The organism is Pseudarthrobacter sp. MOO14 (assembly GCF_058267675.1).
The window spans coordinates 2,292,802-2,304,637 of sequence record NZ_CM177849.1 but is presented as its reverse complement, the minus strand read 5'-3'; the positions used below and the strand labels follow the sequence as shown (position 1 = coordinate 2,304,637).

13 protein-coding genes are annotated in these 11,836 nt (G+C 68.0%); 12 read left to right on the top strand and 1 reads right to left on the bottom strand.

The features are described 5' to 3' along the window. The first annotated feature begins 34 nt into the window (after nucleotides 1-34). Genes pcaH through AC4EEV_RS10750 form a run of 9 tightly spaced genes read left to right on the top strand, consistent with a single transcriptional unit; the run spans nucleotide 35 to nucleotide 7,595 of the window. Nucleotides 35-922, top strand: coding sequence for a protocatechuate 3,4-dioxygenase subunit beta (gene pcaH, locus AC4EEV_RS10790; protein ID WP_491328934.1), 888 nt, complete (start codon nucleotides 35-37; stop codon nucleotides 920-922). 4 nt (nucleotides 923-926) lie between these two features. Then, a complete protein-coding gene (gene pcaG / locus AC4EEV_RS10785; RefSeq protein WP_109044808.1) occupies nucleotides 927-1,484 on the top strand; it encodes a protocatechuate 3,4-dioxygenase subunit alpha in 558 nt (185 codons plus the stop codon). After that, nucleotides 1,481-2,950, top strand: a complete 1,470-nt coding sequence (locus AC4EEV_RS10780; RefSeq protein WP_491328933.1) for a lyase family protein — start codon at nucleotides 1,481-1,483, stop codon at nucleotides 2,948-2,950. Before pcaG ends, AC4EEV_RS10780 begins: the two co-directional genes overlap by 4 nt. Continuing rightward, nucleotides 2,943-3,761 (top strand): alpha/beta fold hydrolase, encoded by an 819-nt coding sequence (locus AC4EEV_RS10775; RefSeq protein WP_491328932.1) that lies wholly within the window; start codon nucleotides 2,943-2,945, stop codon nucleotides 3,759-3,761. Before AC4EEV_RS10780 ends, AC4EEV_RS10775 begins: the two co-directional genes overlap by 8 nt. Next, nucleotides 3,758-4,198, top strand: a complete 441-nt coding sequence (gene pcaC / locus AC4EEV_RS10770; RefSeq protein ID WP_018762903.1) for a 4-carboxymuconolactone decarboxylase — start codon at nucleotides 3,758-3,760, stop codon at nucleotides 4,196-4,198. Before AC4EEV_RS10775 ends, pcaC begins: the two co-directional genes overlap by 4 nt. Next, on the top strand, nucleotides 4,195-5,394 hold the full coding sequence (locus AC4EEV_RS10765) for a thiolase family protein (RefSeq protein ID WP_109044805.1): 1,200 nt from the start codon (nucleotides 4,195-4,197) through the stop codon (nucleotides 5,392-5,394). The genes pcaC and AC4EEV_RS10765 overlap by 4 nt, the downstream gene beginning before the upstream one ends. Continuing rightward, nucleotides 5,394-6,083 (top strand): 3-oxoacid CoA-transferase subunit A, encoded by a 690-nt coding sequence (locus tag AC4EEV_RS10760; RefSeq protein ID WP_018762905.1) that lies wholly within the window; start codon nucleotides 5,394-5,396, stop codon nucleotides 6,081-6,083. Before AC4EEV_RS10765 ends, AC4EEV_RS10760 begins: the two co-directional genes overlap by 1 nt. Nucleotide 6,084: 1 nt before the next feature. Continuing rightward, a complete protein-coding gene (locus AC4EEV_RS10755) occupies nucleotides 6,085-6,759 on the top strand; it encodes a 3-oxoacid CoA-transferase subunit B (RefSeq protein WP_109044803.1) in 675 nt (224 codons plus the stop codon). 23 nt (nucleotides 6,760-6,782) lie between these two features. Continuing rightward, nucleotides 6,783-7,595 (top strand): IclR family transcriptional regulator domain-containing protein, encoded by an 813-nt coding sequence (locus tag AC4EEV_RS10750; protein WP_491328931.1) that lies wholly within the window; start codon nucleotides 6,783-6,785, stop codon nucleotides 7,593-7,595. A gap of 7 nt (nucleotides 7,596-7,602) precedes the next feature. Here the strand turns inward: AC4EEV_RS10750 and AC4EEV_RS10745 are convergent, their stop codons facing one another. Beyond that, nucleotides 7,603-8,037 carry a hypothetical protein gene (locus AC4EEV_RS10745; protein ID WP_018762908.1) on the bottom strand — a complete coding sequence of 145 codons (435 nt, stop codon included), beginning with the start codon at nucleotides 8,035-8,037 and terminating at the stop codon, nucleotides 7,603-7,605. Between the two features lie 301 nt (nucleotides 8,038-8,338). Between AC4EEV_RS10745 and AC4EEV_RS10740 the strand changes: the two genes are divergently transcribed. The 3 genes from AC4EEV_RS10740 to AC4EEV_RS10730 are packed head-to-tail and all read left to right on the top strand — an operon-like array spanning nucleotide 8,339 to nucleotide 11,831. Beyond that, nucleotides 8,339-9,871 (top strand): efflux RND transporter periplasmic adaptor subunit, encoded by a 1,533-nt coding sequence (locus tag AC4EEV_RS10740; RefSeq protein WP_491328930.1) that lies wholly within the window; start codon nucleotides 8,339-8,341, stop codon nucleotides 9,869-9,871. After that, a complete protein-coding gene (locus AC4EEV_RS10735; RefSeq protein ID WP_018762910.1) occupies nucleotides 9,868-10,593 on the top strand; it encodes an ABC transporter ATP-binding protein in 726 nt (241 codons plus the stop codon). The genes AC4EEV_RS10740 and AC4EEV_RS10735 overlap by 4 nt, the downstream gene beginning before the upstream one ends. Further along, a complete protein-coding gene (locus AC4EEV_RS10730; protein ID WP_285246436.1) occupies nucleotides 10,590-11,831 on the top strand; it encodes an ABC transporter permease in 1,242 nt (413 codons plus the stop codon). The genes AC4EEV_RS10735 and AC4EEV_RS10730 overlap by 4 nt, the downstream gene beginning before the upstream one ends. The last annotated feature ends 5 nt before the right edge of the window (nucleotides 11,832-11,836 follow it).

The following is an 11,836-nucleotide window of genomic DNA, read 5'->3' as shown; positions in this document are numbered from 1 at the left end:
ACTGCAAACCCAACAGATGAGAAAGGAGCCAGCCATGCCGGAAGACATCACCGCGGAGCTGGAGTCGGAGGAACTCGTGCCCCCGGCCGAACCGAAGGCTGCCCACCAGCCACTGGACAAGGCCATCGAATCGCAGGCGGACCTCAGCGCAGAGATCCACGCCATCGGCGAGGCATACCAGCGGGCATTGAAGGACGGCGCCCAGCCGGAAACCCAGCCGCGGCTGGACTACCCGCCGTACCGCAGCAGCATCCTGCGCCACCCCACCAAGAGCCTGCAGCACGCCGACCCCGAAACCATTGAGCTCTACTCGCCGGCCTTCGGGCACCAGGACGTGCACGCCCTGGAGTCCGACCTGACCATCCAGCACAACGGCGAACCCCTGGGTGAGCGGATCATCGTCTCCGGCAAGGTCCTGGACGGCGAGGGCCGTCCGGTGGCGGGACAGCTGGTGGAGATCTGGCAGGCCAACTCCTCAGGCCGGTACATCCACAAGCGCGACCAGCACCCGGCCCCGATCGACCCCAACTTCACGGGCATCGGCCGCTGCATCACGGGCCCGGACGGCTCGTACCGGTTCGTCACCATCAAGCCCGGTGCCTACCCCTGGAAGAACCACCTGAACGCGTGGCGCCCGGCGCACATCCACTTCTCGCTGTTCGGCACCGAGTTCACCCAGCGCATCATCACCCAGATGTACTTCCCAGGCGACCAGCTCTTCCCGCTGGACCCGATCTACCAGACCATCGTGGACCAGGACGCCCGCGACCGCCTGGTGGCCACCTACGACCACAGCCTCACCGAGCCCGAATGGGCGCTGGGGTACAACTGGGACATCGTCCTGACCGGGCCCAAGCGGACCTGGACCGAAAACGAAGCGTTCGGTACAGCAGGCGACAGTAGTGACGAGGCAGGAGAGTAGGAAAATGAGCACCAAACTTGTTCCCACCCCGGGCCAGACCGTTGGCCCCTTCTATGGCTATGCGCTTCCGTTCGAGAAGGACAACGAGCTCCTGGCACCCGGCTCGCCCGGCTCCATCCGCCTCCAGGGCACCGTTTACGACGGTGCCGGCCACACCGTCCCGGACGCCATCCTGGAAATCTGGCAGCCCGACGCCAAGGGCAACGTCGTCCAGCGCACCGGTTCCCTTGTCCGTGACGGCTACACCTTCACCGGGTGGGGCCGCGGCGCCGTGGGCAACTCCGGCGTTTTCACGTTCACCACGGTCAACCCCGGCCCCACCAAACCGGGCGCGGCGCCGTTCATCTCCGTGGCGCTCTTTGCCCGCGGCCTGACCAACCGGCTGTTCACCCGCATCTACCTGCCTGAGGACGCCGAGGCGCTGGCCAAGGACCCCCTGCTCAGCTCGCTGGATCCGGAGCGCCGCAAGACGCTCATCGCCCGCCGCGACCCTGACGGCGGCCTCACCTGGGACATCCGCCTCCAGGGCGAGGGCGAGACGGTCTTCCTGGACTTCCAGTGACCAACGCCGCCCCGGGAGATCTGCGCGCCTTCGCGGAAGAGGCCGACGCCGGCCTGCTCAGTCCCGTATCAGCGTCACCGTTGGTGGCGGCGCTGACGGGGGACCGGGCAGTGCTGGCGGCGATCCTCGCCGTCGAATCGGGCTGGGCAGCCGTACTGCAACGGGCCGGCCTGGCACCTGCCCCTTCTGCCGCCGTCGTGGCTTCCGCTGCCGAGGCAGGGCGATACGACCTCGCCGACATCGCGCTGCGCGCCCAAGGCGGCGGCAACCCGGTCATTCCGCTGGTGGCGGACCTCCGGAAGAAGGTGGCCGCGCTGGACAGCGCCGGGATTGGTGCCGGGAAAGCCGTCCATACCTCCCTGACCAGCCAGGACGTGCTGGATACCGCCCTGATGCTGGTGGCCCGCAACACCGTCCATGCCGTGCTGGCCGACCTGAAAGCCACCGCGGCGGCGCTCGCCGCCCTGGCGGGGCAGCATGCGCAGACGCTGTGCGTGGGCAGGAGCCTGGCGCAGCATTCGCTTCCGTATACCTTCGGGCTCCGGGCCGCGCAGTGGTTCCAGGGCGTGGCCGCCGCAGGCCGGCAGCTGGAAGGCCTGGAGTTCCCGGTCCAGTTCGGCGGGGCGGCGGGAACGCTTGCTGCCGGAACAGTGCTGACGGAGGGCTCCACCGCCACCCCGTTTACCTTGGCCGATGCCCTGGCAGCCCAGCTCGGCCTGGCCCCCGCGACGGCTCCCTGGCACACCAACCGCCTGGCCGTCACGTCCCTGGGGCACGCCCTGGCGTCCGTGCTGGACGCCTTTGGCAAGATCGCCGCGGACGTCCTGTTCCTGAGCCGTCCGGAAGTAGCCGAGCTGGCCGAGCCGCGGGCCGCCGGCCGCGGCGTGTCCTCCGCCATGCCGCAAAAACAGAACCCCGTGCTGTCCGTCCTGGTCCGCAGCGCCGCGCTGCAGGCACCGCAACTGGCTGCCCAGCTGCACCTGGCCGCCGCCACCTTCAACGACGAACGCCCGGACGGGGCCTGGCACACCGAGTGGCCGGCTCTCCGGCAGCTGCTGGCCCTTACCCTCGGGGCCGCCGGCCATATCCGCGAACTTGCCGAAGGGCTGCGGGTTTTCCCGGACGCCATGCGCCGCAACCTGGACCTTGCCGGACCGCTGCTGCTGGCCGAGGGCGTGAACGCTGCCGTGGCTCCGCTGCTGGAGGAGAAGGACGGCCGAAGCGGCAAGCAGCAACTGCAGGACGTGGTGGACCAAACGCTGCAGGAGCCCCCCGCTGGGCAGGCCGCCACCTACCGGAAGCTGCTCCGCGAAGCCGTTCCCGCCGCCGTCGTTCCTGACGCAAGGCTGGAAGAGCTTCTGGACCCCGCCAGCTACCTTGGCCAGGCGGCGGAGATTGCCCGCCGCATCCTGGCATCTTTCCCAGACCATGTTTCCCCCAACGCGAACGGAGCTTCCCGTGGCTAAACCGGCCGTCAAAGCAGCGCTGCTCTCACCCCAGCGACCCTTGGGTGACCACCCCCTGCTGGTGGTCGGTCCTTCCCTGGGCACATCATCCATCCTCTGGAACCGGGCGGCGTCCCTGCTCGGCAACGACTACGACGTGGTGGCCTGGGACCTGCCCGGGCACGGCGTCTCACCGGCCGCAACGGAACCCTTCGACGTCGCTGCCCTGGCTGACGCCGTTGTGGACCTGGTGGATTCCATCGCCCCGGACGAGGCGTTCCACTACGCGGGTGTCTCCCTGGGCGGCGCGGTGGGCCTGCAGCTCGGGATCCAGCACGGTGAACGGCTCAAGAGCCTCTCCGTACAGAACAGCGGCGCGAAGATCGGCACCCCGGAAGCCTGGCTGGAGCGCGCCGAAACGGTCCGCACCCAGGGCACGCCCGTGATGATCCAGGGCTCCGCCCAACGGTGGTTCGCCCCCGGCTTCATGGACCGCGAACCGGAGTTCAGCAGCCGGCTCCTGCATTCACTGCGCGATGCCGACCGCTTCAGCTACGCTTTCTGCTGCGAAGCTCTGGCAGCCTTCGACGTGCGCGGTGAACTCGGCGGCATATCCGTCCCCACCCAGGTCATTGCCGGTGCGCTGGACGCCGTGGCCACGCCGGACATGGCGGACGAAGTGGCCACCGGCATCACCGCCGGGGGCGGCACTGCCACCGCCGTGACGGTGGATGGCATCTCGCACCTCGCTCCCGCGGAAGCCCCCGCCCACGTGGCCGACCTGATGCGCCGCCTGATCAGCTGGGCCGAATCAAGGGAGGCCGCCAAATGAGCGCCGCCGAGCGCGCCGGCCTGGAGCGCCACGGCGTGGTCCAGCCCGGGGCCACCAGCCAGGAAATTTACGACGGCGGCATGGTGGTCCGGCGCGAAGTGCTCGGCGACGCGCACGTGGACCGGGCCAACGCCAACAAAGATGAGTTCACCAACGACTTCCAGGACATGATCACCCGGATCGCCTGGGGCGGCATCTGGACCCGGCCTGGACTGTCCCGGCAGATGCGTTCCGCGGTCACCATCACCGCCATGGTGGCCCACGGGCACTGGGAGGAGCTGGCCATGCACATCCGCGCCGCCCTTCGGAACGGCCTCAGCAGGGACGAAATCAAGGAAATTTTGCTGCAGACCGCCATCTATTGCGGAGTTCCCTCCGCCAATACCGCCTTCAAGACTGCCCAGCAGGTCTTCAAAGAAATGGATGCCCCGTCATGAACCAGGCATTTGTGTACGACGCCGTGCGCACCCCCTTCGGCAAGTTCGGTTCCGGCCTCGCCGGGGTCCGGCCGGATGACCTTGCCGCGCACGTGATCAAGGAATCCGTGAAGCGGGCACCCGGGCTTGATCCCGAGCGGATTGATGAGGTGGTGTTCGGCAACGCCAACGGCGCGGGCGAGGAAAACCGCAACATCGCCCGGATGGGAACCCTCCTGGCCGGGCTGCCGGTGTCCATCCCGGGCACAACGGTCAACAGGCTCTGCGGTTCATCCCTGGACGCGGCGATCATCGCGTCCCGCCAAATCAACGCCGGCGACGCCGACCTGATGCTCGTGGGCGGGGCCGAGTCGATGTCCCGTGCCCCGTGGGTGCTGCCCAAGACGGAAAAGCCCTACCCGGCCGGGGACATGACCCTGGCCTCCACCACCCTCGGGTGGCGGCTGGTGAACAAGGCCATGCCGAAGGAGTGGACCATCTCCCTGGGTGAGGCCACCGAGCGGCTCCGCGAAAAGTACGGGGTGACCCGCGAGGCGCAGGACGAGTTCGCCGCTGCCTCGCACAATCTCTCCGCCGCGGCCTGGGATGAGGGGTTTTACGACAACCTGGTCGCCCCGGTGCCCGGGACGGACCTGGTGCGGGACGAAGGGATCCGCGCCGGTTCGTCGGCCGAGAAACTTGCCGGGTTGAAGACGGTGTTCCGGGCAGAGGACGGCACGGTCACTGCGGGGAACGCATCCCCGCTGTCCGACGGCGCCTCCGCGGCCTGGATCGGGTCCGAGGCGGCCGCCGGGCTGCTGGGGCTGGACCCGCTGGCCCGGATCGCGGGCCGCGGCGCGCACGCGAACGATCCGCAGTTCTTCGGCTACGCACCCGTCGAGGCGGCGAACAAGGCCCTCGCGAAGGCGGGGATCGGCTGGGACCAGGTGGGCGCCGTCGAACTTAACGAAGCCTTTGCTGCGCAGTCCCTGGCCTGCATCAATGCCTGGGGGATTGACCCCGGAATCGTGAACCGGCAGGGTGGGGCGATCGCCATGGGGCACCCGCTGGGTGCTTCCGGCACCCGGATCCTGGGCACCCTGGCCCGGTCCCTGCAGGCCTCCGGCGAACGCTGGGGTGTGGCCGCGATCTGCATCGGCGTGGGCCAGGGCCTGGCCGTGATACTTGAGAACGTGACCGCTGGAAAGGACCAGTAATGCTGACTTTTGTTGATTCGGTCCAGGAGGCCGTGGCCGGGATCAAGGACGGTTCCACCGTGATGATCGGCGGGTTCGGCAACGCCGGGCAGCCGTTCGAACTGATCGATGCGCTGCTGGAGTGCGGGGCCACGGACCTGACCGTGGTGAACAACAACGCCGGCCAGGGCGACCAGGGCCTGGCCCTGCTCATCAAGGAAGGCCGGGTGCGGAAGATGATCTGCTCCTTCCCGCGGCAGTCTGATTCGTGGCACTTCGATGCCAAGTACAAGGCCGGGGAGATTGAGCTGGAGTTGGTGCCGCAGGGCAACCTGGCCGAACGCATCCGTGCCGCCGGGGCCGGGATCGGCGGGTTCTTCACGCCCACCGGGTACGGCACCATGCTGGCCGAGGGTAAGGAAACCCGGATCATTGACGGCCGCGGGCAGGTCTTCGAGACCCCCATCCACGCCGATGTGGCCCTGATCAAGGCGCTGAAGGCGGACGGGAAGGGCAACCTGGTGTACCGGAAGACGGCCCGGAACTTCGGCCCCATCATGGCCGCGGCGGCGAAGCACACCATCGTCCAGGTCTCCGAGATTGTCCCCACCGGCGGGCTGGACCCGGAAAACGTGGTCACCCCCGGCATTTACGTCAACACCGTGGTAAGAGTTGCCCGCAGCGGCAGCGCAGCAGAAAAGGTGGCCTGAGATGAGCCTCACCGAAACCAGCATCAAGACGTCCGAGACGCCCCTGGGCCGTGATGACCTGGCCCGGCTCGTGGCCCGCGACATCGCCCCGGGCTCTTTCGTGAACCTCGGGATCGGCCAGCCCACCCTGGTGTCCAACTACCTCACCGAGGAACAGAACATCACCCTCCACACCGAGAACGGGATGCTCGGCATGGGACCCGAAGCCACGGGCGGGGAGATTGACGAGGACCTCATCAACGCGGGCAAGATCCCGGTCACCGAACTGCCCGGCGCCTCGTACTTCCACCACGCCGATTCCTTCGCGATCATGCGCGGCGGGCACCTGGACATCTGCGTCCTGGGCGCCTTCCAGGTCTCGGCCACCGGTGACCTCGCCAACTGGCACACCGGGGCACCCGGGGCAATCCCCGCCGTCGGCGGCGCCATGGACCTGGCCACCGGCGCGAAGGACGTCTTCGTCATGATGACCCTCCTCACCCGCGATGGCGCCTCCAAAATCGTCGAGGCCTGCACCTACCCGGTCACCGGCGTCGGCTGCGTCACCCGCGTCTACACCGACAAGGGCGTCTTCCTCACCGGCCCCGAGGGCGTCACCGTCCGCGAAACCTTCGGCTGCACCCTCGAAGAACTCCAGGAACTCCTCCCCGTCCCCCTCAAGGCCGCGGCTGCCTGAGGACAGCCCTAGGATTGGGAACCATGACCGACGCCGTCCGCACAGACACCCAGGCCACACCGCAGGCCAGCGACCAGTACGTCCAGTCGCTGGCCCGCGGCCTGGCCGTGATCCGCGCCTTCGACGCCGAGCGTCCCGTCATGACGCTCACCGAGGTCGCGTCCCGCACCGGCCTGACCCGGGCCACCGCTCGCAGGTTCCTGCACACCCTGGTGGAACTGGGCTACGTGCGGACCGACGGGAAGACGTTCGCGCTGACGGCCAAGGTGCTCCAGCTGGGATACGCGTACCTTTCCGGGCTGTCACTGCCGCAGCTGGCCCAGCCGCACCTCGAGGAGCTCTCCCTGAAGCTGGGCGAGTCCACCTCCGCCGCGGTGCTGGACGGTACGGACATTGCCTACATCGCCCGGGTGACCACCCGCCGCATCATGAACATCGGCATCACGGTGGGCACCCGCTTCCCGGCGTACGCCACGTCGATGGGCCGCGTCCTGCTGGCGCACCTGCCGGCGTCGGACCTCAAGGCCTACCTGGCGGCGGCCGACGTCAAGCCGCTCACCCCCCGCGCCTTGGGCAGCGTCCTGGAGTTGCTGACCGTGCTGGAGACCGTCCGGGCCCAAGGCTGGTGCCTGCTGGACCAGGAACTTGAGCTGGGCCTGATGTCCGTGGCTGCCCCCGTCTATGACGGTTCCAAGGTGGTCGCTGCGGTCAACGTGTCCCTGCAGGCCCAGTCGGTGGACGCCAAACCGGACCGGGACGCCTACCTGGCTTCCGTGGCACGCGAAATCGTGGCGACGGCGAAACTCATTTCCGCCGATCTCACCGCCCGCGGTTAAGAGGGAATTAGCTGGTCCGGGTCTGTGCGAACAGCCGGCGGAGTGTGAAGAAGCAGCCCAGCCCGCTGAACAGCAGGGCCATCAGGAAATCGCCGCCGTACCCGTCAACGAGTTCGCGGTTGGTGGCCAGGTTGAAGAACAGGAGATCCCAGGTTTCGGCATCCGCCAGCATTGTCAGCGGAGAGCCGCCGCCAAGGAACTTCGCCGCGTCTACCAGCATGCCGCCCCAAAACGCCAGCAGCACGGTCCCAACGGTCACGACCGCAACAACCCAAACGCCCCGCCGGCTGATCAGTCCTCCTGTTCCGAGGACGTACAACCGGGCAGCCAGGGAAGCGGCGATGAGCGCGACGATGGAGGCCACCCAGCCCATGTTCCACAGCACCAGCCACGCCACTACGCCAACGGGTACGGCCGCAAGGGCATGGACAGCCCCGCGCACCACATCTTCCCGTGCGGCCGGTTGCGGGAGCGGGGGCTGAAAATGCTCCGCAGGAGGTACCCACGCGTCGGAAGATGTCTGGCCGTACTGCGGTAGGCGAGCTCCATGCCCACCCTCCCGGCCGGACGGTGTGGAATCGAAATCTGCGCGCTCTGACATGGGTCCCCCAAAATGTGTGATGTGTAAATCCCGCCTATTCTCACACAGCCGCTCCCGGAGCGGGACGACACAAAAGGTCCCCAGCGCCCCGCTCCCACCATTTTCACGGCATTTCTTCAGGTGCCCCTTTTAAGGTCCAGCCATGACCTCAAAATCCCTTGTTATCAACCTGGGCCTGGGCGCCGTCATTCTCGCCCTCGGCGCAGGCACCTACCTCACGGCCACGGCGGCTGGCTCCACCACCCCGTCGGCGGCCGCGCGCACGGTAACGGTGGGCAAGGCGGCCATTTCTTCGGTGGCCACAGCCTCGGGTAATGTCGCCCCGCAAACCACCACGGTGGTCAGCGCCCAGAACTGCAGCGGCGTGATCCAATCGGTGGCAGCGACATTGGGCCAGCAGGTGACTGCCGGGCAGTTGCTCGTGTCCATTGATCCCGCCAACGCCCAGAACGCCCTGAACGCGGCCCAAGCCCAGCTGGATTCGGTGACGGCACAGGCCAACCAGCAGCAGGTATCCGCCGCCGGGCAGGTGGCATCGGCGAACCAGAGCCTGGTGAACGCCCAGCAGTCCGCCGGCCTGGACTCCTCCCAGCAGTCCGCTGCGGTGGCCGCGGCCCAGAAAGCCGTGGATGCCGACAACGCTGCCGTGACCGCCTCCCAGGCAGTGCCCGCCCCCACCCCGAAGCCTGCCAACTGGACGGACCCTGTGGCGGCGGCCCAGAACCAGCTGGCCAAGGACCAGGCCGCGCTGACCCAGGCGCAGAACCAAGCCGCCTCCACACAGCTCAAGGACAAGCAGCAGGTTGCCTCCGCCACCACTGCCCTGGGCAATGCCCAAAACGCGGCGGCCTCGGCAGGGGGGACCAATGTCACCAGTGCCCAGCTCGCCGTCGAGACGGACAAAGCGAACCTCGCCGCGTGCAACCTGACCTCGCCGGTGACCGGAACCGTCACGTCGGTCACCGCAACGGCCGGTGCGCTGACGGGATCCTCCTCGGGGTCCCCGGCAGCGTCGTCAGGGTCCGCCGCCAGCGGGGGCACCGGAGCGGCCACGTCCGCGTCCTCCGGGGCAGCGTCCTCCGCCGGGTCAAGCTCCGGCAGTGGCCTGGTCACCATCAGCGACACCGGCCACCTGCAGGTGGTGGCCGGGTTCTCCGAGTCTGATGTCACCAGCATGAAGCCGGACCAGACGGCCCAGTTCACCTTCCCCGCCCTGGCCCAGGATCCTGCCGCCCCACCGGTCACCGGCAAGGTGGTTTCCATAGCCCAGACTTCAAGCACCACCAACGGCGTGGTCACCTATCCGGTGACGGTCTCCATCGCCAACCCGCCTGCCGGACTGCGCCTGGGCCAGAGCGCCAACATTTCGGTCACCACCGCCACGGCCGACGACGCCCTGGTGGTGCCCAGCCTCGCCATCACCACCACGGGGAACCGGCAAACGGTCAACGTCCTCAAGAACGGCACCCCGACGCCGGTGACGGTCACCACCGGGATCAGCGCCAACGGGCGCACCCAGGTCCTGACCGGTCTGGCCGACGGGGATCAGGTGGAGCTTCCGGCTATTTCCGGCACGCTTGACAGCGGCAGCACCTCCACCGGAGGCGGATTCGGCGCCGGCGGCCTGGGCGGCGCGGGCACCCGCGGCGGCGGCACCCGGAACGGCGGCCAGTGACCGTGGCAGCCGTCATCGAACTGTCCGGCGTCAGCAAGGTCTACGGCAAGGGTGAGGCAGAGGTGCGCGCGCTGGACGCCGTGGACATCGCGATCGAGCGGGGCGACTTCGTGGCCATCATCGGAGCCTCGGGTTCCGGGAAGTCCACGATGATGAACATCATCGGCTGCCTCGACGCGCCCAGCACCGGAAGCTACCACCTGGACGGCATCAATACCCGGGAACTGGACGAGTACCAGCAGGCCCAGATCCGCAACCGCAAGATCGGCTTCGTGTTCCAGAACTTCAACCTGATCTCCAGGACCCGGGCGGTGGACAATGTGGCCATGCCGCTCGCCTACGCCAAGGTGGGACGCCACGAGCGGCGCAGCCGCGCACTGGCCATGCTCGATACCGTGGGGTTGTCCAGCCGCGCCGGCCACAAGCCGTCGCAGCTCTCCGGCGGCCAGCAGCAGCGCGTGGCCATTGCGAGGGCCTTGGTGACCAACCCCGTCCTCCTGCTGGCCGATGAGCCCACGGGGGCGCTGGACTCGCGGTCCTCGGCCGAGATCCTGGACCTTTTCGGGAACCTGCACGCCAGCGGGCGGACCATCGTGATGATCACGCACGAAATGGATGTCGCCGAGCGGGCCGGCAGGGTGGTGCGTATGCAGGACGGCCGGATCGTCTCCGATGTCAGGCAGCAGCCGGTGCCCGCGGGAACCTTCGCGGTGGCGCCGTGAACCTCCTCGAATCGGCGCGCTTCGCCCTCTCCGGGGTGGCCGCCAACAAAATGCGTTCCGTCCTCACCACGCTGGGGATCCTGATCGGCATCGCCGCCGTCATCATCCTGCTCGCGGTCGGTGCGGGGACAAGCAACAACATCAAAGCCCAGATCGGCAAGCTGGGCACCAACGTCCTCACCGTCAGCCGGTCCACCAGCGTGGGCGGCCGCAGCACCGGCGGCCAGGCCGGGGCAAGCCGTACACGCAGCACCAACCTCACCCTCGAGGACGAGCACGCCCTCACGGATGCAGTCCTGGCCCCCGATGTGGCCCGCACGGCGCCGATCGTCCAGGCGCAGGGCGTCACGGCAACGTACACCAGCGCCACCCACTCCGTTGCCAGCTTCCTCGGGACCACGTCCTCGTACTTCGATATCACCAACAGCGCCATGGCGTCCGGGGCGTCCTTCACCGAAGCCGACCAGCAGGCAGGGAACCCGGTGGCCGTCATCGGAAATACGGTGGCCAGTGATCTCTTCGGCGCCACCACCGGTTCCGCGGTGGGCCAGACCATCCAGCTGAACGGCCAAAATTTCACGGTGTCCGGCGTGCTCGCGGTCAAGGGGTCCACCGGCCTGAACGATCCCGACGACATCGTGGTGGTGCCGTTCTCCGCCGCGCAGAACAAGTTCACCGGCTATGCGCCCACCCTCGCGTCCATTACGGTGCAGGCGGCCTCCGCGGACGTCATGAACCAAGCCCAAAACGAGATCCAGATGATCCTGGACGCCCGCCACCACGTCGACTCCACCAACCGGGACTACCAGGTCCGCAACCAGGCGCAGATACTCACCACCGCCACCAACACCACCCAAACACTGACCATCCTGCTGGGCGCGGTGGCTGCCATCAGCCTCCTGGTCGGCGGCATCGGCGTCATGAACATCATGCTGGTCACCGTGACGGAACGGACCCGGGAGATCGGCATCAGGAAGGCCATCGGCGCGTCCCGGGGCAGTATCGTGACGCAGTTCCTGATCGAATCCCTGGTGATTTCGGTCATCGGCGGGGTCGCCGGGATCGCCGTCGGCTTCGCGGGCAGCGCGTTCCCCGTGCTCGGCGTCCAGCCCGAGGTGCAGGCCTGGACAGTCTGGCTGTCCCTGGCGGTGTCAGCCGTCATTGGACTGGTTTTTGGGGTCTACCCCGCCAACAAGGCCGCGAAGCTGCGGCCCATCGATGCCCTCCGCTATGAATAGGAAAC